Here is a 25,303-nt window from a genome sequence, read left to right on the forward strand (position 1 = left end):
AATATTCACCACCGCCGATAGGGCAAGGCGCCCGTAGCTCAGCTGGATAGAGCGTTGGCCTCCGGAGCCAAAGGTCACAGGTTCAAATCCTGTCGGGCGCGCCACTCCGGAAAGTCAGGATGGCACTATTGGGCGTGTAAATTATGGTGGCTATAGCTCAGTTGGTAGAGTCCCGGATTGTGATTCCGGTTGTCGCGAGTTCAAGTCTCGTTAGCCACCCCATATACTTGAGTATGGAGCTTGTTTAAGCTCGGTACTTAGCGGCAGATAACGCAAGTTGTGTATCTCCGGCAAGAAAAAAATTATCGGTGAATAGCGCAGTTTGGTAGCGCATCTGGTTTGGGACCAGAGGGTCGGGGGTTCGAATCCCTCTTCACCGACCACTTATAGTAAGTTTGCCTGTTGAGCAAACCTACAGGTTCGGAAAAGAAGTGCATTGCTCGGGTGCGGAAGCCCGCCGCGTTCAATCCCTCTTCACCGACCACTTTACAATGGTGGCTATAGCTCAGTTGGTAGAGTCCCGGATTGTGATTCCGGTTGTCGCGAGTTCAAGTCTCGTTAGCCACCCCATATCACGTTTTTCAGCCATGTATGGCTGGATGACAAGCAACAAGAAAGTATTATCGGTGAATAGCGCAGTTTGGTAGCGCATCTGGTTTGGGACCAGAGGGTCGGGGGTTCGAATCCCTCTTCACCGACCACTTTTGAAGACCCGCTCATTGAGCGGGTTTTTTTATATCTGTATTTTACTGTTTGCTTGTTTGGAAAAAGGAAAGGCAGCCGGGTCGGGTGCGGAAGCCCGCCGCACGGATGCCCGCCGCGTTAATCCCTCTTCACCGACCACCTTTAAAGACCCGCTCTATTGAGCGGTTTTTTTATACCTGTATTTTGCTGTTTGCTTGTTTGGAGTAAAGGAAAGGCAGCCGGGTCGAGTGCGGAAGCCCGCCGCACGGATGCCCGCTGCGTCAATCCCTCTTCACCGATCCCCTTTGAAGACCCGCTCATCGAGCGGGTTTTGTCTTTATGTTTACCGTTCTGAGATGCAGCTGTTGCGGGTTGTGGGATGGCAGTGAGGCAAGTTGATTTCTTTGTGCCATATTTGTTAGTGAATCACAGTTCATAGCACGGATGACGGATGAAAAATCATGGCTTATTCATGTCTTTCTGCACTGCATCCTGAATTCAGGGTGGTTGTTCATCCTGCAGTGTGTGATCTTGATGGGTTCATATACTGATACTTTTGTTTTTAGTGGTCTAAAATCATATCGTGTTAATGAAATGTTTAGTTTTGTTTGGTGCTTTATGCAGATGCTGGTTGCTGGTTTTTGTGAATACAAATGCTGAAAAATAGAATTGTTAGCTGATTTTAGCCAGTTTTACCAGAGTTTGCCTAAGGTTCTTTACAAGGGTTATGTTTGTTTGGACTGCGGGTTTCAGTGATTATTTATGCTGATTTTGTGCGGTAGCACAGTTTTATAGTATGAAATGTTGATTTTTGGTGAAATCTTTGCCAGATTGTTGGCACTTTATTTGGCCGATATTTTTATCGGTTGATTGGAATGGAATCAATTGCAGACAGGCAGAGTCGCTGCCAGGTTGTTGAGGTCTGAGCATGGCATTATTGGAAGTTAAAAACCTTCGTATTGAATACCCGTCTCGTCACGGTATCCACGCTGCGGTGAAATCACTGTCGTTCACAATAGAGCGCGGTGAGATCGTCGGTGTCGTCGGGGAATCCGGGGCGGGTAAATCAACGGTCGGTAATGCCGTAATCGATCTGTTGAGTCCTCCGGGCAAGATTGCCAGTGGTGACGTCTACCTGGACGGTCAGAAAATTTCGGGTCTGAAACCGGAAGCGATGCGCAAAGTGCGCGGCGCGAAGATCGGTTTTATATTTCAGGATCCGATGACCTCGCTGAACCCTTTGTATACCGTTGAGCGTCAGTTGACGGAAACCATCATCACCAATTTGAATGTCAGTAAAGAAGAAGCGGTTCGCCGCGCGATTAAGCTGATGGAGCAGGTTGGGATCCCGCAGCCGGAAATTCGCATTAAGCAGTATCCGCATCAATTTTCCGGCGGTATGCGTCAGCGCGTGGTGATTGCCATCGCCCTGGCTGGTGAGCCAGATTTAATCATTGCTGATGAACCGACCACAGCGCTTGATGTGTCGATTCAGGATCAGATCCTGACCCTGATTCGCGAGTTGTGTGTGAAGAAAAATGTCGGCTGTATGCTGGTGACCCATGATATGGGGGTGGTTTCCAATGTCACCGACAGAGTTGCCGTGATGTATCGGGGTGATCTGGTTGAAATCGGTCCGACGGAACAGGTACTGGGCCATCCGAACCACCCGTACACCAAAAGCCTGATTTCTGCGGTGCCGCGCTCGGATATCAAACTGGCTCGCTTCCCTTTGGTCAGCTATATCGAAGAAGCAGGTGAAACCACGCAACTGGATGTGAAAAATCACTGGCTGGGTCAGAGTGAAGACCAGCGTCAGTACACAGGCGCTTTATTGCAGGTCGAGAATGTCAATCTGCGCTTTGTGACCAAAGATTCTTTCTTTGAAAGCCGCCGTGAATATGTGCAGGCCTCGAACAATGTCAGCTTTGAGGTGTTTGAAGGCGAGACCTTTGGCCTGGTCGGTGAGTCCGGTTCAGGGAAATCTACCATTGCCCGTGTGATTGCCGGTTTGTATCCGCCTAACTCAGGAAAAGTGGTCTTTGAAGGCATCGATCTGACCGCGCTCAAGAGCGAGAACGAACGGCGCCCGATGCGTCGCCAGATGCAGATGGTATTCCAGAATCCGTATTCTTCCATGAACCCGCGGATGAAAATTTTCGACATCATCGCTGAGCCGATCCGTTTCCATAAACTGGCCAGCAGTGAATCTCAGGTGCGTCAGATTGTTGGTGATCTACTTGACCATGTCGGTCTGGGTCGTGCTGCTGGCGTGAAATACCCCCATGAATTCTCGGGCGGTCAGCGTCAGCGTATTTCGATTGCCCGTGCCCTGGCCACTCGCCCCCGTCTGCTGATTTGTGACGAGCCGACCTCGGCGCTTGATGTGTCGGTTCAGGCGCAAATCCTCAACCTGCTCAAAGATCTGCAGGATGAGCTGAACCTGACGATGCTGTTTATCAGTCACGACTTACCTGTGATTCGCCAGATGTGTGATCGCATCGGCGTGATGCAGAAAGGCACCTTGCTGGAAGTGGCACCAACTGAGCAGTTGTTCACGGCGCCGCAGCATGAATACAGCAAGCAATTGATTTCTTTGATGCCTGAGTTCAAGGGAATGAGTCAGGAAGGCCTGAAACTGGCCTGATACAGAACCTGTTTGCCCGCCGGTGACATTGGTTGCCGGCACGGCTCGTTCTGCGAGCCGGGCTGATGTTGCTTACCTAAACCAATAATAAGCAAACATAACCATCTGGGAGTTCTCTCCCTGCATAAAGGAGCTATGCAAATGAAAACCTTCAAGAGCAAGATAGCCGTTGCGTTAATGGCTGCTGGTCTGAGCTTCGGTGCGGCGGCTGCCAATCTGAATCTGGCTTATGATGCTGACCCGGTCTCTATGGATCCACATGAGCAATTGTCCGGCGGCACGCTGCAACTTTCTCACATGACTTTTGACCCGCTGATCCGTTTTACCCAGTCGATGGAGTTTGAACCTCGCCTGGCAACATCCTGGGAGCGTGTTGATAACAACACCATGCGTTTCAAGCTGCGTGAAGGTGTGAAGTTCCACTCCGGCAACACCTTCAGCGCTGATGACGTGGTCTGGACGTTCAAGCGTCTGAAGTCTTCTGCGGACTTCAAAGGGATCTTCACCCCGATCGTTGATATCAAAAAAGTGGATGCCAACACAGTGGACGTGATCACTGACGGGACTTATCCACTGATTGAAAACGTCATGACCTATGTGTTCCCGATGGACAGCAAGTTCTATACGGGCCAGACCGCGGACGGCAAAGACAAGGCTGAACTGAAGAAAAACGGTTCGACTTTTGCCTCGACCAATATCTCTGGTACCGGTGCATTCAAAGTGGTCAGCCGCGAGCAGGGCGTGAAAGTTGAGTTCGAGCGTTTTGCGGACTACTGGGACAAAGACAGCGAAGGTAATGTGGATCACATCACGCTGCGCCCAATCAAAGAAGATGCCACCCGTGTTGCAGCCCTGCTGTCGGGCGACGTTGATATGATTGCGCCTGTGTCGCCGAACGATTATCAGCGTATCAAGAGCAACGATAAGCTGGATCTGGTGACCATGCCGGGTACCCGCGTCATTACCTTCCAGCTGAACCAGAAAGTGGCTGAGCCGCTGCGTGATGCGCGTGTGCGTCAGGCGATTGTTTACGCGGTGAACAACGAAGGGATTGCCGAGAAGATCATGAAAGGCGCCGCAACGCCTGCCGGCCAGCAGAGCCCAGTGGGTTATGCCGGTTACAATGAGTCGCTGACACCGCGTTACGATCTGAAAAAAGCTCAGCAGCTGATGAAAGATGCCGGTTATGAGAACGGTTTCTCTATTACCATGATTGCGCCGAACAACCGTTACGTGAACGATGAGAAAGTCGCTCAGGCTGTGGCGGCGATGCTGGCGAAAATCAAGATCAAAGTTGACCTGCAAACCATGCCAAAAGCTCAGTACTGGCCTGAGTTTGATAAGTGTGAAGCGGGCATGCTGATGATCGGCTGGCACCCGGATACAGAAGATTCAGCGAACTTTACTGAGTTCCTGACCATGACCCGTAACGCTGACACAGGTAAAGGTCAGTACAACTGTGGTCATTACTCGAACGCTGAAGTCGACAAGCTGGTTGAAGCGGCCAACACGGAAACCGATCTGGAAAAACGCAGCACGATGCTGAAGAAGGTTGAAGAGTTGCTGTACAACGACGCTGCCTTTGTTCCACTGTACTGGCAAGACCCGTCTTGGGCTGCCAAGAAGAATGTGGACATCAAACCTATCGTCAACGGTATGGACTTCCCGTACCTGGGCGATCTGGTGATTAAGTAATACCTTTCGTAATGCAGGCTCCGGCGTTGGCCGGGGCCTGATTATGGATGTCTAAAGAGGCAAGAAATGTTTACGTTTTTGGTCAAGCGCCTGGTGCAGGCACTGGTAGTGATGTTTGTGATCAGTCTGGTGGCGTTTGCTATCCAGGACAATTTAGGCGATCCCCTGCGTGAGCTGGTGGGACAGTCTGTGTCCGAAGCCGAGCGTGATGCGCTGCGGACTGAAATGGGCCTCAACGATCCCTTTATGGTGAAGTACGGCCGCTTTATTTCGAAAGCCGTTCAGGGAGATTTAGGCAATTCCTATTTCTTCAAACGTCCGGTTGTTGATGTGATTCTGGACAAGTTAGTGGCCACACTGGAGCTGGTGTTTGCTGCGTCTCTGATTATTGTTGTGGTGTCGATCCCCTTAGGCGTTTATTCGGCCATCCACCCCAACAGCGCCCTGACCAAAGTGATCATGGGCTTTAGCATAGTCGGGATTTCGATTCCGGTCTTTTTGACCGCCATTATGCTGATGTATGTCTTCTCAATTGAATTAGGCTGGCTGCCCTCGTTCGGACGGGGCGAGACGGCCAATCTGCTGGGCTGGGAATCCGGCTTCTTTACGCTCGATGGTCTGGCGCACCTGATCCTGCCAAGTATCTCGCTGGCATCGATTATGTTGCCGCTCTTTATCCGCCTGGTGCGTTCTGAAATGCTCGAAGCCCTGAGCACTGAGTATGTGAAATTTGCCCGAGCCAAAGGCCTGGCACAGAACAAGGTGTATTATCAGCACGCGCTGAAAAACACTATGCTGCCGGTGATCACTGTCGGCGGGGTACAAATCGGGACCATGGTGGCTTACACCATACTGACCGAAACTGTGTTCCAGTGGCCGGGAACGGGTTTCCTGTTCCTGGAAGCGATTAACCGGGTGGATACCCCGTTGATTACCGCTTATGTGATTTTTGTTGGCCTGATTTTCGTGGTCACCAATACCCTGGTTGACCTGCTGTACGGCCTGATCAACCCAACCGTCAACCTGACCGGCAAAGGAGCGTAATCATGACGACTAAGACGACTGACGCGCCTTCACGTTGGCAGCGTTTTCTGAATTCAGATTTCATTTATTTCTTTAAAAAAGACAAAGTGGCGATTGCCAGTTTTACTGTGTTTCTGATCTTTGTCCTGACGGCGCTGTTCGCCCCGCTGCTGTCACCCATGAACCCGTATGATCTGAACAGCATTGATATTATGGACTCAGAGCTGGCACCGTCATGGATGGAGTTTGGCGACGCCCGTTTCCTGTTGGGCACTGATGACCAGGGCCGTGATATTCTGTCGACCATTATCTACGGGCTGCGTATTTCACTGGCTATCGGCCTGTTTGCTGTCGCGCTGCAGCTGTTTATCGGCATCATCGTCGGGCTGTGTGCGGGTTACTTCGGTGGCCGGATTGACAGCTTCCTGATGCGTATTGCTGATGTCCAGTTGTCCTTCTCGACCATGATGGTGGCGATTATTGTTTCGGCAATTTTCAAAGCCAGCTTTGGCAGTGATTTTTACAGCCAGTACGCCATCGTGATGCTGGTGGTGATTATCGGGATTGCCGAATGGCCGCAGTATGCACGGACTGTGCGGGCCTCTGTGCTGGCAGAGAAGAAGAAAGAATATGTTGAAGCCTCCCGCGTGATGGGCCTGAAATCAATGCGCATCATGTTCCGCCATATTCTGCCCAACTGCCTGTCGCCGATCCTGGTGATCTCCACGGTCCAGGTGGCCAATGCCATTATGTCGGAAGCGGCACTGTCTTTCCTGGGACTGGGAATGCCGGTCGATCAGCCGTCACTGGGCTCGCTGATCAGCATCGGTTTCAACTACATCTTCTCCGGTTCCTGGTGGATCACCGCATTTCCCGGCATTGTGCTGGTGACGCTGGTGCTGGTGATCAACCTGCTGGGTGACTGGCTGCGTGATGTCTTTAACCCGAAGGTCTACAAAGGTTAAATCTGACGCGCTGAAGCTGACTCTCTTCACAACCCCTGCCACGGCAGGGGTTTTTTTTCCTCCCGTAATCCTTCTGTTCATCTTTGCCGCAATGCGCCCAAGCCATGCTGTGAAAGCCGGGCTCTCGCTGAATTTAAGTTTTTCTTTATTTTTCAATTTCTTATTTTGTAAGTGAATTGATACAAACTGCTTACACGTGCTTACCAAGCACTCAGTGACTTACAGACGCTCACAATGAATAATTGATAAACAAAAAGTTAACAAATCAGCAACAATTCGAGTGCCTGTCCATCAGGGCGAACGGTGCCGGGATGCGGCGGTTTGGCAACGACAATAATAGTTATCCAGGGAGGATAAAACGTGACAGGTCTGAACAAAACACTGACAGCGGCAACCTTTGCTGCGCTGATTTCGGGACAAGCACACGCCGGTAATGTGGAAGTACTGCATTACTGGACCTCGGGTGGCGAGGCGGCAGCACTGGCCATTTTGCAGAAAATGATGAAGGACGAAGGACACAGCTGGACGGACTTTGCAGTGGCCGGCGGTGGCGGCGAAACGGCGATGACAGTGCTGAAGTCGCGTGCCATTTCGGGCAATCCGCCTTCCGCTTCCATGATAGCCGGCCCTGAAATTGCCCAGTGGGGTGATCTGGGTGTACTGGCCAAACTGGACGAGGTTGCCACCAGTGAAGGCTGGGACGCTTTGCTACCCAAAGCCGTGGCCGATATTCATAAATATCAGGGCAGTTATGTAGCGGCGCCGGTGAATGTCCACCGGATCAATTGGATGTGGATGAACAAGTCGATCTTAGATCAGGTGAACGGCGGTCAAGTGCCACAAAGCTGGGATGAGTTCTTCGCCTTTATGGACAAGGCCAAGCAGGCCGGCTTTATTGCCTTTGCCCATGGCGGCCAGGACTGGCAGGACGCGACTGTGTTTGAACAGGTCGCACTGGGTGTCGGCGGTGATGACTGGTACCGTCAGGCTTTTGTCGAGCTGGATAAGCAGGCGCTGAGCTCTGACACCATGACTCAGGCTTTTGCGACCTTCAAAAAGCTGAAATCCTACATGGATCCAGGCATGCCGGGACGTGACTGGAACCTGACGACCGCCATGGTGATCGACGGTAAAGCCGCTGTGCAAATTATGGGTGACTGGGCAAAGGGTGAGTTTGCCGCTGCCGGTAAACAGCCCGGCAAGGATTATGTCTGCGCCACAGTGCCAGGCACGCAGAATGCGTTCAACTTCAATGTCGATGCTTTCATGATGTTTGCGCAGAAAAGTAAAGAGGCGCAGGCTGCCCAGCAGGATTTGTCGCGCTTGCTGGTGTCGAAGGAATTTCAGGAGGAGTTCAACCTGAAAAAAGGCTCGATTCCGGTCCGCCCCGATGTGTCACTGGCCCGCTACGACAGCTGCGCCAAGCAGTCGATGTCTGATTTTCAGGCCAGTGCGAAATCCGGCTCACTGGTGCCGAGCTTCGCCCATGCCATGGCGATGGAGCCGGCCGTCAGCGGCGCTGTGTATGATGTCGTGACCAATTTTTTCAATGACAACGACATGACGGCGGATGCGGCCACATCGCGTCTGGTGTCGGCCATCGAGCTGGCGCAGTAATCCCGTTAAGCAGGCCGGTACAGCAGTGCCGGCTTTCCTGCCTATTTTGACAAGAGCCTTGTTATGACGATTGGAACTCAAGCTCAGCCACTGTCGGGCGTGCCGTCACGGGAAAGTCTGGCTGATAAGCTGCAAGCCGTGTTGCCCAAAATAGTACTAGCCCCCTCCATGGCGATCACTTTGGTGTTTACCTATGGATTTATTGTGTGGTCGTTGGTGCTGTCCTTCACCAACTCCCGCATGCTGCCGAACTATGACTTCATCGGCCTGAGCAATTACAGCAAGCTGTTCAGCATGGACCGCTGGACGGTAGCCTATACCAACCTGTTTATCTTTGGTTTTCTGTTTATTGTGATTGCCATTTGCGTGGGCACCCTGCTGGCGATCTTGCTGGATCAGAAAATACGGGCCGAAGGTGTACTGCGGACCATTTACCTGTATCCGTTTGCGCTTTCGCTGATTGTGACAGGGACCGCCTGGAAATGGATACTCAATCCTGAAATCGGCATTGAGAAACTGATGCACGATATCGGCTTTAGCCGCTTTCAGTTCGACTGGCTGGTGGATAAGGACATGGCGATTTACACCATCGTCATTGCGGCGGTGTGGCAGGCCTCCGGTTTCGTGATGGCCATCATGCTGGCCGGATTACGGGGGGTGGATAATTCCATCATTAAGGCTGCACAGATAGACGGCGCGACCATGCCGACGATTTATCGCCGCATCATACTGCCGATCATGCGGCCGATCTTCTTCAGCTGCTTCATTATCCTGTCTCATCTGGCAATCAAAAGCTTCGATCTGGTGGTGGTGCTGACAGCCGGCGGGCCTGGCTACTCAAGCGACCTACCGGCCACATTCATGTATCAGTACGCATTTGGCCGTAATCAGATTGGGATTGGCTCGGCCAGTGCCATGATCACCCTGATGGGCTTCATTGCCATTCTGATCCCCTATCTGTATTCCGAACTGAGGAAGAAAAAGCATGGTTAAGGCTAATTGGCGCCAGCAAGCCGGGCGGGTTTTGACGTATCTGGTGCTGGCAATCTTTGCATTGTATTTCATCATGCCACTCTTGGTGATGGTGTTTAATTCACTGAAAGAGCTGGCCGAAATCCGGACCGGGAATCTGGTGCTGCCGCCTCAGTCTCCGACCTCAGAGGCGTGGCAAAAAGCCTGGTCATCCGCCTGTACCGGGCTGAGTTGTGAAGGGGTGTCAGCGTACTTTTGGAACTCGTTCAAGATCACCTTACCGGCGGTAGTGCTGGCGTCAGCCATTGGTGCCATCAATGGCTATGTGCTCTCGAAGTGGCGGTTCAGGGGCAGTGAAGTGTTCTTTGCGCTGATGCTGCTGGGCTGCTTTATTCCCTTTCAGGCCGTCTTGCTGCCGATGGCACAGACGCTGGGGTATCTTGGGCTGGCGAACTCGGTGCCCGGTTTGATTCTGGTTCATACCATTTACGGGATTCCGTTCACGACCCTGTTTTACCGGAACTATTATGTCGGCTTGCCGACAGAGCTGATCTCCGCCGCCAAGCTGGACGGTGCCGGCTTTTTCCAGACCTTTTACCATATCGTGCTGCCGCTCTCAGGCCCGATCATTGTGGTCACCCTGATCTGGGAGTTCACTAATATCTGGAACGATTTTCTGTTTGGGGTGGTGTATTCCGGCCCGGCGTCTCAGCCCATTACCGTCGCCCTCAACAATCTGGTGAACACCAGTCACGGTGTGAAGGAATATAACGTGGACATGGCGGCCGCGATTATTGCCGCTATCCCGACCATTTTTATCTACATCATCTCCGGCAAGTACTTCCTGCGTGGACTGGTTGCCGGTGCAGTCAAAGGATAATGACGATGTCGAGCTTACATATCAAAGACGTAAATAAGCATTATGGCGATTACCACGCGCTGAAAGCGATAGATATCAAGATAGACAGTGGTGAGTTTCTGGTGCTGGTCGGCCCTTCCGGCTGCGGTAAGTCGACGCTGATGAATACCATCGCCGGGCTGGACAGTATCAGTGACGGCGCGATTTTGTTAGGTGACAAAGACGTGACGCATTTGTCCCCCAAAGACAGGGACATCGCCATGGTCTTTCAGTCGTATGCGCTGTACCCGAGTATGACGGTGCGTCGCAATATTGCCTTCGGACTGGAAATGCGCAAAGTGCCTCCGGCTCAGATTGCCCTGGAAGTGGACAGAGTGGCCGCCATGCTGCAGATCGATCATCTGCTCGACCGCAAGCCGGCTGAGCTGTCGGGCGGCCAGCGGCAGCGGGTTGCCATGGGACGTGCATTGGCCCGGGAGCCGCAGATATACCTGTTTGATGAGCCGCTCAGTAATCTGGATGCCAAACTCAGAGTGGAAATGCGTACAGAAATCAAAAAACTGCACCAGCGGCTGAAAACCACCATCGTCTACGTTACCCATGATCAGATTGAAGCCATGACGCTGGCCGACCGGATTGCAGTGATGAAAGACGGTGTCTTGCTTCAGCTTGCCAGCCCGGAGCAGATTTACAACAACCCGGTCAATATGTTCGTGGCGGGCTTTATGGGCTCCCCCTCGATGAATTTTATCCGCAGCTACCTCAGAGCACTCAATGACGGTTTTGCCATCGAAGTGCACAACCGGGATGGTGAGCGGGTCAGTATTCCTTTGCCAGACAAAGCAAACGATCTGTCGGCCTGGGTGAATCGCGAAGTGATATTGGGGCTTCGTCCTGAGCAGATCCGTCAGGCAACGGCGAATCCGCCAGCCGCGTTTGAAAGATACATCCGCAATCGGCTGGACGTGGTGGAGCCGACAGGCGCGGACACGCTGGTCGTCACCCAATTTAATGATCAGGACGTGACCGCGAGATTAGACCCTGAAAGCCACCCTCAATCGGGACGTGATTTCTTATTCGCGCTTGATGTGAGCAAAGCGGTACTGTTCGACCCGGACAGTGAAGACAGAATCTATTGAGTGGTGAGTTGTTCAGGGACAAAAAAAGCGGCTGTTTCCAGCCGCTTTGTGATGAGTCGTTAAGACGGGTCTCAGAAAATCAGGTGCGCCATCAGCGCAATCACCGGCAGAGTTACCAGGGTACGCAGAATGAAGATCACGAACAGCTCCCAGGCTTTCACCGGAATTTTGCTGCCCAGCAGCAGGGCGCCGATTTCAGACATATAAATCAGCTGTGTCACAGACAGCGCTGCAATCACGAAACGGGTCAGATCGCTCTGAATGTCCGCGGCCAGAATCGCCGGCAGGAACATATCCGCAAAACCAACGACTATGGTTTTCGATGCCTCGGCAGCTTCCGGGATTTGCAGCAGTTCCAGTAGCGGGATAAAGGGTTTACCCAGCCAGTCAAACACAGGCGTGTTTTCAGCAATCAGCAGTGCCAGGGTACCAATGGCCATCACCACAGGCAGAACGCCGAACACCATGTCGACAGCCGCTTTCACACCGTCATTGACGACTTTACGTAAGCTGGTGACTTTATTGGCGCGCTCAAAGGCTTTCTCAAGGCCAAAGCTCAGTACCGTATGACCGTTCGGCAGGGCATCCATGTTGGCATCGGCCGGTGTACCGCACACATATTCATTGCGCTTGCGGCTAAGAGGCGGCAGACGCGGCACAACAATGGCAGCGACCACACCCGCCAGACACACAGTGGCGTAGAAAGGCAGGAACATGTGTTCTAGTTTCACCTGAGCGATCACAACCAGACTGAACGTAATAGAAACCGCAGAGAAGGTAGTCCCGATCACCGCCGCTTCACGTTTGGTATAAAACCCTTCTTCATATTGTTTGCTGGTCAGCAGGACACCGACACTGCCGTCGGCCAGCCAGGAGGCCAGACAGTCGATCGCGGAACGACCCGGCAGGTTGAACAGCGGACGCATGACTTTGGTCAGCATTGCACCAAAGAATTCCAGCAGACCAAAGTTCGTCAGCAGGGGCAGGAAAAAGCCCGCACACAGGAAGACTGCAAACAGCACGGGCAGCAGGTCGTTCAGTACCAAACCGCCGGTGTTGCCGTCAAAGATAGCAGCCGGTCCGACTTTAAAAAACGTCAGAATCGCAAAGGTCGCGCCCAGCAATTGAACGATGTACCAAGGCAGGCTTGGCTTAAACAAATTGGCAATAAAAGGTTTGCGTTCAATAAAACGGGGTTTGGTGAGGCGAACCAGGGTCGAGCAAAGCGCCGTCAGGGTAATGACGGTGGTGACGATGGCCGTCAGGCTACCTTCAAACAGGTTCTGGATTGCTTTCGCCATCAAGGCAATAGGGATGGTTATCTCTCCACCTACGGTGATTGGTGCCATAAACAGCAGCACACCGATGAATGATGGCAGAATAAACATGAGCCAAGGCGCTTTACGTTTTTTTGCGCCAGTTATCACTTGTTCTGACATGATTGACCTTTAAGTAACTGATACAACGTGTTTTTATGCTGAGTTGAGTGAATATTCTCAGCATGAACATGCAGTTATTATTAATATAATCGGGGCGAAGGTTACATTTTTTATCACTGCAATGGAATACTTCTCTGAAAGAATCATCTAATTATGCATTGTAAATTAGACGTTATGATAAGTTACTCACGTTTAACAACGATATATCTTGCATTACATTTTTCACTGGTATTGGCCGCCTGGAAAGATTTGTGCAGCACTTCACTGTTATTGATATTGTCATTGTTAAGCGTAAAACCGCTTATATAATGGGCGCTTCTTGATGACTTTTTTGACAAATTCACAGCAAAAAAATACTAATACTTATGAATATTAAATTGCAGGGACTCACACTGGCAGTGGCAACAGCTATGTCTGTCAGCACATTTTCAGTTCAAGCGGCGGTGAATGGTGCGGATGCACGCAGTGTCGCGATGGGTGGCACAGGGGTGGCATCCGCGAGTTATCTCACGGCCAGTTTTTATAACCCGGCGCTGGTAGCCCATTACAGCCAGACCGATGATTTTGGTGTGCTATTACCCGCGGTTGGGATCAGTATTCATGATCCGGATGACCTGAATCAGAAAGTGGAAGATTTCCAGGATGTGAATGATGAGCTGGAAATGGCGATCAATAATAGCGGTGGCAGCCCGGTTTCAGATGCATTAGTCAATGACTGGAAAGCGGCATTGATGGCCATGGATGAAGGCAAGCTCAAAGCTGACATCAGTGTGGGGGCTGTAGTTGCAGTGCCGAACCGCTACCTGAGCATGAGTTTGTTTACCCAGGCCCAGGTTGTCAGCCTGGCACAGGCCAACATCGATCCTGATGATTTGGCCGGTGTGGATGGTTCGAACCCGCCGGATCTCGACAATCTCCAGTCTGATGTGCTGGGTATTGCCGGTGGCATTGTTGATGTCGGTTTAACCATGGGTAAATCTTTCGAATTACCGATTGTGGCGCTGCCGGAGCAGAAACTGTCGGTGGGTATTTCGCCCAAGATTCAGCAGCTGATTGCGGTCAGCTTCCAAAACACCGTCAGCCAGTTTGATAACAGTGACTTCGAATTTGAAAACGAATATCAGGATGATACGGCCTTCAACCTGGATATCGGTCTGGCATATCAGCCGATCCCGACGGTAACCCTGGGTTTCAGTGGCCGTAACCTGTTTAAGCAGGCGCTGGAAACCAACACACCGGAATCTCCCGCAGGTCAGCCAGGCAAATTTACCAGCAAGACTTTGCTGGTTGAGCCGAAATACACTTTGGGTGCGGCATACAGCAACAGCTGGTTTACTGCCGCTGCTGATGTGGATTTGACGGAGCAGAAGTACTTCAAAGAGTTTGATCTGGCGACGCAATATGCGCGTCTGGGTATGGAGCTGAATGGCTGGGACTGGGTACAGTTCCGTGCCGGTTACAGCCTGAGCCTGACTGACTCTGCAGAAGATACTATGAGTGCGGGGATCGGCCTGAGTCCGTTTGGCGTGGTTGCTGTTGATCTGGCATTGCAATACGGCCAGGACAATAACTACGGTGCGGCCCTGCAGTTCGGCTTTACGATGTAATCACCCGGAATGCATCGTGCGCAGCCCGTCATTCATTTGGCGGGCTGTGTATATGATAAATATATTGATTACATGAAATGCTAGTGTTGAGTCCAAAAATAAAAACAATATTAGCCAGGTTTTTATAATCAATTGAAAATAAATAAAAAACAATTCCTGCTTTATTTATCTTCAGTAGAATTCCCCAGAATCTTAGCTAACCTCATAAGCAATGAAGTGATTCTTCATTGAAAGGCGAAAAAACAAAGGAAATAAAGAGTCGATCTTTATTTTATTGTTCCCGCTATTTTTTTTATCGTACTTATTCTTTTGTTCAGGGTGCGATGAAAAGGGACATTACCATAAAAATATGAGGAACAACGTCATGGCTAGTATTAATAAAGTTGAAATCGTTATCGATTGCGAAGCCATTGAAAATGGTGCACAGGGCTATCAAGCGGTGCAGATGTTTGCTGATCCCAGCCTGGTCATCGATAACTCACAGGGTTCTTATGAGCTGAGTATCAAGGTCAATAATGGCGATGTGATTCGCTGGTCCGCGTTTCCGAAAGTGAGTGTCGCGGAAGATGGCAGTCATTATTCAGTGCTGATTGATGCTGAACATGAATGGAACAGTACCCTGATCAAAGGCTGGTCGGCTTATCAGGGTAATACACAAGTTTATGTCTATCAGGAAGACGGCATTCCGATGAACGACAGTGTCAATGTGCCCTTTGTTCGCCAGACCGCCTACATGCCGTATGTTCAGGCAACAGCCACACTGCCGGGCCGCCCGAATCCGGGCACTCAGCAAAAAGCGGCGTATACATTCTGGGTACAAGTTTTTAAAGATGATCAGCTGATTAAAGAAATTAACTGGGACCCTTATGTGACTGCTGTTCAACCCTAATTACTTTTGATAACACCCAATAGCGAGCGTTATTTTTGCTCGCTATTGGGTTTATTGGTTTTTGATTGGTTTTTGATTGATTCAAGCATTTCATCTTCAAGCGGTTTTCATCACAATCACAGCAGCAATTACCACAAATATCCCGGCCCAGCCAAGAGGAGACAGACGCTGCTGAAATAAAACTGAGCCGCCAACGGCGGTGCCCAGAATACCAATCGCGCCCCACGATGCATAAGCCACCGCTAAATCAATCTCTTTCACGGCCTGAGCCAGCAGCGTAAAGGCACACAAAACCAGCGCGATAGACAAGCCTCCCCAGAACTTGTGTTTAAAACCATTCGAACGGGTCAGCGCCATATTCGCAGCAATATCGACGATAGCCGCCAGCACCACAAAACCGAAGGATAAGGTAAAAAACTGATTCATGACAGACTCCTGGAGGCAGACGCACACCGGGCAGAAGATGTATCCTGATCTTGCTCCGGTTGCGACTCACCCAAGGTCACCATCACAATCCCCACGACCGCCAGGCCCAGGCCCAACAGCTCCTGCAGACTCAGATCGGCCTCAAAGACAAACAGCGAAACCAGCGTGATCAGCGCGATGCCGAGTCCTTCCCAGACCGCATAGGCCACACCGATGGCGATTTTTTTCGCGGCCAGCGACAGAAAGTAATAAGACACAGTGATCAGGAGATACATCACGCCGTATCCCCACAGTGAATTTTCCTCTCCGATCAGATTCATGGTGCTGGTGCCGGCCACTTCAGAAGTAATGGCCAACAGCAGAAAGATTCGTGCAATAAACATGCTATACCTGCCAATGAATGAACATTAATGGATAGCAAAGGATTGCCAGGCCACACAGCGAATTGAAACCTGTTAAAGAATTAGGCTGAGATAACGGGCAATGCTTTGCAATACAAGGCAAGATTAGCCGTTGGCCAGAGCGGGGAACAGGTATATGAGATATTCAATTATGAATATCACTGAACTTTGACAGGTCCCGCTTGAAAACATTTCTTTATGACTCGATGTAAATGCTGGTGGAGCGGGTGATTGCGGTTGGACTGGACAAAACCACCGGAAATCACAAAGTCACTGAATTCACGGTTGACGGCTGGCATCGGGTAGGCGGCCAGCGCCGGAAACAGCCGGGTCGTACTCGTACTGGCATACATGATGGCATCCGTATCCAGCAGCATTTGGGCTGCCAAGCGCAGGTTATAGGTTTTCAGCAGCACCCGTGGCTGGTAGCCCATGCGCTGATATTCCGACTCGACGGTACATAACGGGTTGTATGAGGCCGGTGCCGGCAGGGAAATGATCGGCAACTGCGAGACCGTCTCCCAGTCATTTACATCTTGATGTTGCGATAAAGTCGGGTGGTTCTGCCGTGCCACAATCATTCGCTTTTCGGTAAAGAGCGGCCGCATATAGAGATCTTTGGGCAGCTCGGTTTCCTGATCCAGCATGCAGTAGTCGTGCTGCCCATCCAGCATTTCCTCCTGACTGTAGCTGTTCCAGTTCGAAAAGGTAAAGGTCGCCTTCGGGAACGACTGATGGCAGACCCGCAACAGTTGCTGGCCCTGTTCATCCAGCAGGTATGGATCCACCACCAGCGATAAATGGCCGTCATACTCGGCTGCGCTGAAGTCCTCGAACTCTTTCAGCACTTTTTCGATTGGCGCCAGAATGTTGTCGAACTCTTCCGCCAGGCGTAACGCCATTGGGGAAGGCTCTACCCCGTGGGGCTTGCGGACAAACAGCGGATCATTCAGCGTGGCTTTTAAACGTGCAATTCCCCGGCTGGCACTGGGCTGAGAGATCCCCAACTGCATGGCGGCCACTTTAATACTCTTGTGATCAACCACGGCCTTGAGCAAGCGCATGAGATTGAGATCCAGCGTATCGAGTTGATGGGCCATGCAGACACCTGTGTTTGAGATTCGGAAAAGAAACAATGTCCTAGTGATAGTAATCGACTGAACCGGCAAGGTCACTATCTGTTGTGATGCACTCAACAGGCTAAGGGTTAAGGGTTAAGGGGTTGGGGGAAATCCGAGCAGGGCTTTCTTCAGCATTAACAGACAAAAGACCAGCAATTGTGCTGGTCTTTTGTCTGTTAATGCTGAAGGCGAGCTTGCGGATCAACGCATGGTCACAAACTACTGTCACACGTAGAATCTGGAAATTTTCTGTAACCCCCTGTCTATAAGACCTTAGAGGTTTTCCAGAAAAAGCGCTTTACCAAGCCATTTTCCTGAATTTCATGAGCTTCAATATATCACTTCCAGAGTTTCAAGCATTCGGTATCTTCATTTTGAATCCCTTTTCGGTGCCAGTTCAGCACGTAAGCCTAGGACTACAAAGACCGTGTTTCGAGGTGAAAGAGAAGATCCGGATCTTTTTGTAGTTACAAGAGCTAACAGAAAAAGAAGTAGAGACAAAAAGGTACAGTCTATGCCTGCACCTTTTTCCTAAATTGATTACGAGTTGCTTTCCATTTCTGCTGGCATTGGAGCATCTGGACTTTGATCCGACAAAGTATATGGATTTAATCGTCGGAACTGTCTCTGGTGGCTTAATGTCACTTGATTTTCCGTTTTCAGATCTAAAGCAATGCCAATAGACAAGGTTCTATCTTCGGTCCAATTAACTGTATCACCTAGAGCAACCTTGAACTCATTACGTATGACATTATCGATATCATCATTACTTGCATCAGCAAGCTCAGGCTGGGCCTGCTTAACAGCTCGTCTAAGTGGGCGAAGCATCTTGTCTTCAATGACAACTATCCCACAGACCTCATACTTTTGACCCTCTGACTTCTCTTCCCACGAATCAAGCTTGATATAAACACCAGAAAGGTGTCCATTCCGACGCTCATAGAACTTTTTTAAACGTTTCTCTGCACTTTTGATAGAACGATTGAAAGCATCTGGCCAAACATCACGTCGAAAGCGCTCAGCTAGCCAGTGTTTTAAGCTAAATGAGGAATTATCTTCTACCTGATAATCAACGTGCCTATTGAGCTCAAGCAGCTTGTTACGTTCAAACTGGATAATACTCGAAGCATTAACTTCAAATGCTTCATCCTGCCCATCTTTAGCTACAGAAAAGTGCAACCTCCGCTCATTGCGACCATTTTGAAATTGCTTATTTAGCCCATCGATTTTCTTAGCTATAAGCACATTAACCCATGGCTCCGAAACGAAGCATGGGTTAATTACAGCACAGTCGTACAAAGATATGATCAGGAGATTACCGTCGACACAAAGTTCTTGGACACTCTCTGGTAGTATAGGGGTAAGCCATTCAATAATTGAATCATCAATTAGAATACAACTATGTCGGCACCAGCCTCTTTCTAAGAGTTCCTCACGAACGCCTCTTATCACGTTTTTTCCTTATAGAATCAAGCTAGTAGATCGAATTTCTCGTAGAGTTCATCATACAAAGAAAAAAGTTCTTCTTTACTTGCTCCATTAAGCAAAGCTTCACCGAAAGCAGGATCACCATCGATAGGGCTAAATGCGACTTTGTGCAATAACGGTCTATGTTCCTTGTCCATATCCATCATCAAAGCATTCAAGTTTACAAGTCTAGCCTCAACAGCAGCTTCGCTTCGAGAACTACTTGGATCATTAATCCAGTTGTACAGAGAACGTCTTTTCAAGCCTAACCAAGAGGCAAATTGTGTATGAGAAAGCTGAAATTCATCTTTCAATTCTTGATACAGAGCAACAGAAGCATGTTTTCCTGTATTTGCTCTCTGATCATTTAGTGCTTCCAACACAAACTGAGGTAAGTCGTAATCTTGAATAGAAACAACTGGCTCTGGTTGTTGAACAGCGTAAGAACCAGGAGTGGCTGCCAGCAAACAAACTGATAGTACCTGAGGTGCTACCTGCCTAGTTAGCATAGTTTCCATACGTTAGCTCTCCTTAGTTATTGAACCGTAAGTGCGATTTAAATGCTCGTGAATCTGCTCAAATTTATTTTCAACATCCTGTAGATCTAGATTCACAAGACTCACTCCTTGAGGAGCTCTTTGTTCTTTTCCTTGCTGATGATGCGCAACAGAAATCGTCAACAGAAGGCTTCTCTCCTGTACGACAGGAATCCCGCCCATAAATTGCCATAGTTCCCATTCAGGCTGAGGTATGAAACTTTGACCTTCATGTGCAATTGTACTGTGTACAACCAATCCGATTAGGCCATCGTCTAGCTCATAGTCATGTCTAGTCGCTGCGCCGACACGTTGCCATGCCTCACCGATTCCTTTATCTGCAACAGCAAAAGGAGAATTTTCTCGGATGTTAGCTGCCGCGCCTTCAGCATCAAATGCAAACATATTAATATTTTGCATGGATAGATATCCAACGTATTTTACATCCATTGCGCGCGCAAACATGCTGACAACGTGCAAGAACATTTTTTTTTGTTCTTCAAACGGTACATAGTTACGTACTGAATAGTCAAAACCTTGGTTACCAACCTTTAATGCATGAACATTATCAGCACTCGCCATGTGCAGCTCATAAGCACCATCTTGGTCAATCTGTACCGCATTAGGGTTGGTAAGATCTATGTTTAGAGCTTGAACACGAGGCAAATGTGACTTAGGAAATCGATCACGAAGAGCTTCTTGTAGAGTTTCAAGCTTTGACTTAAGTCCCGAGACTCCTAGCTTTTCAAACCTAATAGACGCTTTTTTCGCAACTATTTTATTTACCATCTCGTCCCCATTCGTACCTTTAAGCACACTCTTGTTTAAGTTTTGCACAGCAATTTTGAGTTCGCATTATATTTTGCACACGTTTTTGCACAAGTCATTATTAGCAAATATTATGTCAATGTAGTGTGATATTCACCTAATCTCTTAACATTAACTATGTTTAATCAAGGATTTCTCCTAAATAACAGATTTGACCTGTACCATCAATCTGAGACACACAGCTAAGCGACTTGGAATGCCTGAATTGATTTATGTATTGCTAATTTAGCAAAGTTATTGTCATGCATTTGTCTCTAGTTTAGGGGGAGGTTTACAAGCCCCATAAAAAAGCTATACACCCCAAGGGGGTATATAGCCTTCTATTTTCAGTGTGGTGATTCGCTGAAGGTGAGCTTGCGGATTAGCGCATGGTCACAAACTCTTCCGAGCCGGTTGGGTGGATAGCGACTACGCTGTCGAAATCGGCTTTGGTGGCGCCCATCTTCATGGCAACGCCGAAGCCTTGGATCATTTCGTCCACGGTATAGCCGATGCCGTGCAGGCCGACCACAGTTTCTTCCGGACCGGCGCAAACCAGTTTCATCTTACAAGGCTGGCGGTGGCTGGTGACGGCTGTGTACATGGCCGTAAAGCCCGACTGGTACACTTTCACGTTGTCTTCGCCGTACTGTGCAATGGCTTCCGGCTCCGTCAGGCCGATGGTGCCGATGGGCGGGTGGCTGAAGACCACGGTTGGCACCAGCTTGTAGTCCATTTTCGCGTCTGGCTTGTTGTTGAACAGGCGCTCAGACAGCTGACGGCCGGCTTTCACGGCCACAGGGGTCAGCTCGATGCCGCCGTCCATGATATCGCCCACGCAGTAGATGCCCGGCACATTGGTTTGCTGGTATTCATCGACCTTGATGTAGCCTTTGCCTGTGGTTGCAACACCGGTCGCTTCCAGGTTGATTTTGTGTGTCACCGGGTTGCGGCCGATGGCCCAGATCAGCAGGTCGGTATTGTGTGACTCGCCGTTTTCAAAATGCAGCGTCACAGTGCCATCGGCTTCTTTGACCACTTCTTTTGGCACCGAGTGGGTGTGCAGGGTCGGGCCTTCGTTGTTCATCACTTCAACCAGGGTATCGACAATCAGCGGATCGAAGCTGCGCAGCGGCGATTCTTTACGCACGAACAGGTGAGTCTCTGTACCCAGTGCACTCAGAACACCAGCGATTTCTACCGCGATGTAACCGGCGCCGATCACAGCAGTGCGCTTCGGTTGTTCGGTCAGCTCGAAGAAACCGTTCGAGTCGATCCCGTGCTCTGCACCCGGGATGTCCGGAATGGTCGGCTCACCGCCAACGGCGATCAGAATATGATCGGCAGTGAAGTGCTGGCCGTTGACTTCAATGGTTTTGGCATCCACGAACTTGGCGAAACCATTGATCACTTCAATCTTGTTCTTGCCCAGCACATTGTCGTAAGCCTGATGGATACGACCGATATAGGCCTCACGGCTTTCCACCAGGGTCGACCAGTTGAAGTTTTTCACGTCCACGTCAAAGCCGTAATCTTTGGCATACAGATGCATGGCTTCTGCAATCTGAGCGCCGTGCCACATCACTTTTTTCGGTACACAACCGACGTTGACACAGGTGCCGCCCAGGGCTTTGGCTTCAATCAGCGCCACTTTTGCGCCGTACATTGCTGCGCGGTTAGCTGATGCAATCCCGCCGCTGCCGCCACCAATACAGATGTAATCAAAATGCGTTGCCATGACTTTTCTCTCTATGCTGTGAAATCTTAGCTGGACGACAGTGTATACCTAAGTCGCCTTCAGATGCTAGGTTCGGCGAAACGGACGTCTTTGCCGTGGAATCGGTGGCGATATTGATGCCGGGACGAAGGGGAAGCAAGCTAATCCGGCACAGGCCATGCCTGCACCGGATATCCTCAAACGGCAGGGATTATTCCGGCACCACCCAGCGCAGCGTGGTGTGGCCGCGGGTGGGCGCAATCACAGACTGCAGCCAGGGCAGCAGGGTCGCCATCTGGCTTTCCAGCTTCCACGGCGGGTTGATGACAATCATGCCGGAGGCTGTCATACCACGTTCTTCGGTATCGGGTTCGACCCCCAGTTCTATCTGCAGAATGTTACGGATCCCCAGACTCTCGAGTCCTTCCAGCATGGCGTCGATATTGCTGCGGTACACCACAGGATACCAGACGGCATAGGTACCGGTTGCCCAGCGTTTGATGCTTTGGCCGATGGCTTTCACCACGTCCATGTACTCATGCTTGAGCTCGTAGGGCGGATCGATTAAGACCAGACCGCGGCGCTCTTTGGGCGGCAGGCTGGCTTTGAGACGGGCAAAACCGTCTTCTTTGTAAATACGCACCTGACGATCGCCGCGAAATTCCTGCAACAGCAGCGGGAAATCGGTCGGGTGCAGCTCGGTGAGAATCATGCGGTCCTGTTCGCGGATTTGCGCGCGCGCCACCTTGGGTGAGCCCGGGTAGTAACGCAGGGTGTCACCCTGATTCAGCACCCGGATGGCATCTAAGTAAGAAGCCAGCGCTTTTGGCAGATCGTCGCGCTGCCACAGGCGGGCAATGCCTTGCAGGTATTCGCCGGTTTTTTCGCTGCGCTCATCCTGCAGATCATACCGGCCCACACCTGAGTGGGTATCGTGATACACAAAAGGTTTGTCCTTTTGCTTGAGCGCATCAAGGATCAGGCTTTGGACAATGTGTTTGATCACGTCAGCATGGTTGCCGGCGTGGAAACTGTGGCGATAACTCAGCATGGGTTACTCTGTGGTGGTCGACGAAGGGCGCTATTATGGCGTAATCCGGCCGATTATGCAGCGGGATTGTGGTCTGTCATCCGCACGGCCACTAAAATAGAGTGAGCTGTGAGCCTAAAATTGCGCGAGGGGATTGAAAATCACCGCAAGCAGACGCATTTCTTCAGGAACTTATATGAAAAGGATACGCTGATGTCGAACCCATTACTGACCATGACGGATCTGCCCCCGTTTTCGCAAATCAAACCCGAACACATCTTTCCTGCGGTTGAGCAGGCCATCAAAGACTGCCGGGCCAAGGTAGAAGAAGTTCTGGCCAGCGGCGAGGCACCCAGCTGGGACAGCATCTGTGCGCCATTGGCGGAAACGGATGATCGCCTGAACCGGATCTGGTCACCGGTGGGGCACCTGAACGGCGTCAAAAACAGCCCGGCGCTGCGTGAAGCCTATGAAAGCTGTCTGCCCATGCTGTCGGATTACGGCACCTGGCTGGGTCAGCATAAGGGGCTGTATGAAGCCTACAAAAGTATCCGTCACAGCGATGCCTTTGCCACCCTGTCGCAGGCGCAGAAAAAATCCATTACTGATGCGCTGAAAGAGTTCGAACTGTCTGGTATTGGCCTGCCCGCGAGCGAACAGCACCGCTATGGGGAAATCAGCAAGCGTTTGTCTGAGTTGTCGTCCACGTTCAGCAACAATGTGCTGGATGCCACTATGGGCTGGAGCAAGCTGATCGCTGATGCCGATGCATTGTCGGGTCTGCCGGAGTCGGCCTTGCAAGCAGCTGCAGCGGCTGCGGAAGAAAAAGGTGAGCAGGGCTATCTGTTCACGCTGGAAATTCCTTCCTATCTGCCTGTGATGAGCTATTGCGATAATCGCGAACTGCGCCGTGAAATGTACGAAGCTTTCGTAACCCGCGCCTCGGATCGCGGGCCGAACGCGGGCAAATGGGATAACAGTGAAATCATCGCCGAGAAACTCAAGCTCAGCCATGAGCTGGCGCGTTTGCTGGGCTTTAATACCTACAGCGAGAAGTCGCTGGCGACCAAGATGGCGGAATCCACCGATCAGGTGCTGGGTTTCCTTAATGATCTGGCCGCCCGTGCCAAGCCACAGGGTGAACACGAAGTTGCCGAGCTGCGCGAGTTTGCCCGTAGCGAGTTCGGGGCCGATGCTCTGGAACCCTGGGATATTCCTTACTATGCCGAGAAACTGAAACAGCACAGATACAGCATTTCCGATGAGCAGCTGCGGCCGTATTTCCCGGAGCAGAAAGTGGTGTCTGGCCTGTTCGAGGTGCTCAAGCGCGTCTTTGGCATGACAGTGACGGAACGCGAAGGGGTGGATGTCTGGGATCCGAGTGTGCGTTTTTACGATATTTTCGATGCCAATGGCGAGCTGCGCGGCAGTTTCTACCTGGATCTCTATGCCCGCGAGCACAAGCGCGGTGGTGCCTGGATGGACGAATGTATCGTGCGCCGCGTGCGTCAGGACGGCAGTTTGCAGCATCCGGTGGCCTACCTGACCTGTAACTTCAACAAGCCGGTCGGTGGCAAGCCAGCGCTGTTTACCCACGACGAAGTGGTGACCCTGTTCCACGAAACCGGCCATGGGATCCACCATATGCTGACCAAGGTCAATGAGTCTTCGGTTTCCGGCATCAATGGCGTGCCCTGGGATGCGGTCGAGCTACCAAGCCAGTTCCTGGAAAACTGGTGCTGGGAAGAAGAGGCGCTGGCCTTTATTTCCGGTCATTACGAAACCGGTGAGCCTTTGCCTGCCGAGTTGCTGGAGAAAATGCTGGCAGCCAAGAATTTCCATTCGGCGCTGGGCATGCTGCGTCAGCTGGAGTTTGGCCTGTTCGATTTCTCACTCTACACCAATTACGATCCGGAAACCGGCGCGCAGGTGCTCGATACGCTGGCTGCTATCAAGCGTCAGGTCTCTGTGCTGCCAAGCCCGGAATGGGGCCGTTTCCCGCATAGCTTCAGTCATATCTTTGCCGGCGGCTACAGCGCAGGTTACTACAGTTATCTGTGGGCCGAAGTGCTGTCATCCGATGCCTATTCCCGTTTCGAGGAAGAAGGGATTTTTAACCCGCAAACCGGTGCAGATTTTCTGGCCTGTATTCTGGAGCGCGGCGGCAGCGAAGAGCCGATGGACTTGTTCAAGCGCTTCCGCGGCCGCGAGCCGAAGATTGATGCCCTGCTGCGCCACAGCGGCATCACAGGTTAATCTCCG

The 25,303-nt window shown here is 50.9% G+C and carries 20 protein-coding genes and 5 tRNA genes; 16 read left to right on the forward strand and 9 right to left on the reverse strand.

Translation table 11 applies throughout. The annotated features are described in order from the left end of the window. The first annotated feature begins 27 nt into the window (after positions 1–27). The 13 genes from LN341_RS00200 to LN341_RS00260 all read left to right on the forward strand — a co-directional run bounded on the left by LN341_RS00200 (position 28) and on the right by LN341_RS00260 (position 11,601). Positions 28–104, forward strand: a tRNA-Arg gene (locus LN341_RS00200). Positions 105–146: 42 nt separating this feature from the next. Continuing rightward, a tRNA-His gene (locus LN341_RS00205) sits at positions 147–222 on the forward strand. Positions 223–306: 84 nt separating this feature from the next. After that, positions 307–383: transfer RNA gene (locus tag LN341_RS00210), tRNA-Pro, on the forward strand. A 111-nt stretch (positions 384–494) separates the two neighbouring features. After that, positions 495–570 (forward strand) — tRNA-His (locus LN341_RS00215). Positions 571–624: 54 nt separating this feature from the next. Then, positions 625–701: transfer RNA gene (locus LN341_RS00220), tRNA-Pro, on the forward strand. Positions 702–1,612: 911 nt separating this feature from the next. Continuing rightward, on the forward strand, positions 1,613–3,331 hold the full coding sequence (locus LN341_RS00225; protein WP_234203789.1) for an ABC transporter ATP-binding protein: 1,719 nt from the start codon (positions 1,613–1,615) through the stop codon (positions 3,329–3,331). 141 nt (positions 3,332–3,472) lie between these two features. Then, positions 3,473–5,026: an ABC transporter substrate-binding protein gene (locus tag LN341_RS00230; RefSeq protein ID WP_046222532.1), complete on the forward strand. Its 1,554-nt coding sequence runs from the start codon at positions 3,473–3,475 to the stop codon at positions 5,024–5,026. 66 nt (positions 5,027–5,092) lie between these two features. After that, positions 5,093–6,070: an ABC transporter permease gene (locus tag LN341_RS00235; RefSeq protein WP_046222531.1), complete on the forward strand. Its 978-nt coding sequence runs from the start codon at positions 5,093–5,095 to the stop codon at positions 6,068–6,070. Between the two features lie 2 nt (positions 6,071–6,072). After that, positions 6,073–7,014 carry an ABC transporter permease gene (locus LN341_RS00240; protein ID WP_234203790.1) on the forward strand — a complete coding sequence of 314 codons (942 nt, stop codon included), beginning with the start codon at positions 6,073–6,075 and terminating at the stop codon, positions 7,012–7,014. A 360-nt stretch (positions 7,015–7,374) separates the two neighbouring features. Next, positions 7,375–8,631 carry an ABC transporter substrate-binding protein gene (locus LN341_RS00245; protein ID WP_046222529.1) on the forward strand — a complete coding sequence of 419 codons (1,257 nt, stop codon included), beginning with the start codon at positions 7,375–7,377 and terminating at the stop codon, positions 8,629–8,631. 63 nt (positions 8,632–8,694) lie between these two features. Continuing rightward, positions 8,695–9,624: a carbohydrate ABC transporter permease gene (locus LN341_RS00250; protein ID WP_234203791.1), complete on the forward strand. Its 930-nt coding sequence runs from the start codon at positions 8,695–8,697 to the stop codon at positions 9,622–9,624. Further along, positions 9,617–10,483 (forward strand): carbohydrate ABC transporter permease, encoded by an 867-nt coding sequence (locus LN341_RS00255; RefSeq protein WP_234203792.1) that lies wholly within the window; start codon positions 9,617–9,619, stop codon positions 10,481–10,483. Before LN341_RS00250 ends, LN341_RS00255 begins: the two co-directional genes overlap by 8 nt. A gap of 5 nt (positions 10,484–10,488) precedes the next feature. Beyond that, positions 10,489–11,601 (forward strand): ABC transporter ATP-binding protein, encoded by a 1,113-nt coding sequence (locus LN341_RS00260; protein WP_234203793.1) that lies wholly within the window; start codon positions 10,489–10,491, stop codon positions 11,599–11,601. 71 nt (positions 11,602–11,672) lie between these two features. On the opposite strand, the gene LN341_RS00265 is transcribed toward LN341_RS00260, so the two are convergent. Next, entirely contained in the window at positions 11,673–13,040 is a 1,368-nt protein-coding gene (locus LN341_RS00265) for a YjiH family protein (RefSeq protein WP_046222525.1), read from the reverse strand. Positions 13,041–13,405: 365 nt separating this feature from the next. Between LN341_RS00265 and traF the strand changes: the two genes are divergently transcribed. Together traF and LN341_RS00275 are read left to right on the forward strand one after the other, a co-directional pair. Then, positions 13,406–14,647: a conjugal transfer protein TraF gene (gene traF / locus LN341_RS00270; RefSeq protein ID WP_234203794.1), complete on the forward strand. Its 1,242-nt coding sequence runs from the start codon at positions 13,406–13,408 to the stop codon at positions 14,645–14,647. Positions 14,648–15,011: 364 nt separating this feature from the next. Continuing rightward, positions 15,012–15,536 carry an AidA/PixA family protein gene (locus LN341_RS00275; protein ID WP_046222523.1) on the forward strand — a complete coding sequence of 175 codons (525 nt, stop codon included), beginning with the start codon at positions 15,012–15,014 and terminating at the stop codon, positions 15,534–15,536. 96 nt (positions 15,537–15,632) lie between these two features. Here the strand turns inward: LN341_RS00275 and mdtI are convergent, their stop codons facing one another. The 8 genes from mdtI to LN341_RS00315 all read right to left on the reverse strand — a co-directional run bounded on the left by mdtI (position 15,633) and on the right by LN341_RS00315 (position 23,062). Next, entirely contained in the window at positions 15,633–15,962 is a 330-nt protein-coding gene (gene mdtI / locus LN341_RS00280; protein WP_046222522.1) for a multidrug/spermidine efflux SMR transporter subunit MdtI, read from the reverse strand. Then, the gene (locus tag LN341_RS00285) at positions 15,959–16,345 is read right to left on the reverse strand and encodes an SMR family transporter (protein ID WP_046222521.1); all 387 of its coding nucleotides are present in this window, start codon (positions 16,343–16,345) and stop codon (positions 15,959–15,961) included. The genes mdtI and LN341_RS00285 overlap by 4 nt, the downstream gene beginning before the upstream one ends. Positions 16,346–16,521: 176 nt before the next feature. After that, a complete protein-coding gene (locus LN341_RS00290; RefSeq protein WP_234203795.1) occupies positions 16,522–17,463 on the reverse strand; it encodes a LysR family transcriptional regulator in 942 nt (313 codons plus the stop codon). A gap of 561 nt (positions 17,464–18,024) precedes the next feature. Beyond that, on the reverse strand, positions 18,025–18,729 hold the full coding sequence (locus LN341_RS00295) for a hypothetical protein (RefSeq protein ID WP_234203796.1): 705 nt from the start codon (positions 18,727–18,729) through the stop codon (positions 18,025–18,027). A gap of 224 nt (positions 18,730–18,953) precedes the next feature. Beyond that, positions 18,954–19,469, reverse strand: a complete 516-nt coding sequence (locus LN341_RS00300; RefSeq protein WP_234203797.1) for a hypothetical protein — start codon at positions 19,467–19,469, stop codon at positions 18,954–18,956. Positions 19,470–19,472: 3 nt separating this feature from the next. Beyond that, positions 19,473–20,276, reverse strand: a complete 804-nt coding sequence (locus tag LN341_RS00305; protein WP_234203798.1) for a TIGR04255 family protein — start codon at positions 20,274–20,276, stop codon at positions 19,473–19,475. Between the two features lie 400 nt (positions 20,277–20,676). Continuing rightward, entirely contained in the window at positions 20,677–22,032 is a 1,356-nt protein-coding gene (gorA, locus tag LN341_RS00310) for a glutathione-disulfide reductase (RefSeq protein WP_234203799.1), read from the reverse strand. Positions 22,033–22,222: 190 nt separating this feature from the next. After that, complete coding sequence (locus tag LN341_RS00315; RefSeq protein WP_234203800.1) at positions 22,223–23,062, reverse strand: 23S rRNA (adenine(2030)-N(6))-methyltransferase RlmJ; 840 nt, start codon at positions 23,060–23,062, stop codon at positions 22,223–22,225. A 192-nt stretch (positions 23,063–23,254) separates the two neighbouring features. Between LN341_RS00315 and prlC the strand changes: the two genes are divergently transcribed. Further along, positions 23,255–25,297 (forward strand): oligopeptidase A, encoded by a 2,043-nt coding sequence (gene prlC / locus LN341_RS00320; protein ID WP_234203801.1) that lies wholly within the window; start codon positions 23,255–23,257, stop codon positions 25,295–25,297. Positions 25,298–25,303: the final 6 nt, after the last annotated feature.

Source organism: Photobacterium sp. TLY01 (assembly GCF_021432065.1).
Taxonomy (GTDB): domain Bacteria; phylum Pseudomonadota; class Gammaproteobacteria; order Enterobacterales; family Vibrionaceae; genus Photobacterium; species Photobacterium halotolerans_A.

Excerpts from the sequence above, each read along its gene's own strand:
- LN341_RS00225 (WP_234203789.1), top strand. The coding sequence starts at position 1,613 with ATGGCATTATTGGAAGTTAAAAACCTTCGTATTGAATACCCGTCTCGT.
- LN341_RS00230 (WP_046222532.1), top strand. The coding sequence starts at position 3,473 with ATGAAAACCTTCAAGAGCAAGATAGCCGTTGCGTTAATGGCTGCTGGT.
- LN341_RS00235 (WP_046222531.1), top strand. The coding sequence starts at position 5,093 with ATGTTTACGTTTTTGGTCAAGCGCCTGGTGCAGGCACTGGTAGTGATG.
- LN341_RS00240 (WP_234203790.1), top strand. The coding sequence starts at position 6,073 with ATGACGACTAAGACGACTGACGCGCCTTCACGTTGGCAGCGTTTTCTG.
- LN341_RS00250 (WP_234203791.1), top strand. The coding sequence starts at position 8,695 with ATGACGATTGGAACTCAAGCTCAGCCACTGTCGGGCGTGCCGTCACGG.
- LN341_RS00255 (WP_234203792.1), top strand. The coding sequence starts at position 9,617 with ATGGTTAAGGCTAATTGGCGCCAGCAAGCCGGGCGGGTTTTGACGTAT.
- LN341_RS00260 (WP_234203793.1), top strand. The coding sequence starts at position 10,489 with ATGTCGAGCTTACATATCAAAGACGTAAATAAGCATTATGGCGATTAC.
- LN341_RS00265 (WP_046222525.1), bottom strand. The coding sequence starts at position 13,040 with ATGTCAGAACAAGTGATAACTGGCGCAAAAAAACGTAAAGCGCCTTGG.
- traF (WP_234203794.1), top strand. The coding sequence starts at position 13,406 with ATGAATATTAAATTGCAGGGACTCACACTGGCAGTGGCAACAGCTATG.
- LN341_RS00275 (WP_046222523.1), top strand. The coding sequence starts at position 15,012 with ATGGCTAGTATTAATAAAGTTGAAATCGTTATCGATTGCGAAGCCATT.
- mdtI (WP_046222522.1), bottom strand. The coding sequence starts at position 15,962 with ATGAATCAGTTTTTTACCTTATCCTTCGGTTTTGTGGTGCTGGCGGCT.
- LN341_RS00285 (WP_046222521.1), bottom strand. The coding sequence starts at position 16,345 with ATGTTTATTGCACGAATCTTTCTGCTGTTGGCCATTACTTCTGAAGTG.
- LN341_RS00290 (WP_234203795.1), bottom strand. The coding sequence starts at position 17,463 with ATGGCCCATCAACTCGATACGCTGGATCTCAATCTCATGCGCTTGCTC.
- LN341_RS00300 (WP_234203797.1), bottom strand. The coding sequence starts at position 19,469 with ATGGAAACTATGCTAACTAGGCAGGTAGCACCTCAGGTACTATCAGTT.
- LN341_RS00305 (WP_234203798.1), bottom strand. The coding sequence starts at position 20,276 with ATGGTAAATAAAATAGTTGCGAAAAAAGCGTCTATTAGGTTTGAAAAG.
- gorA (WP_234203799.1), bottom strand. The coding sequence starts at position 22,032 with ATGGCAACGCATTTTGATTACATCTGTATTGGTGGCGGCAGCGGCGGG.
- LN341_RS00315 (WP_234203800.1), bottom strand. The coding sequence starts at position 23,062 with ATGCTGAGTTATCGCCACAGTTTCCACGCCGGCAACCATGCTGACGTG.
- prlC (WP_234203801.1), top strand. The coding sequence starts at position 23,255 with ATGTCGAACCCATTACTGACCATGACGGATCTGCCCCCGTTTTCGCAA.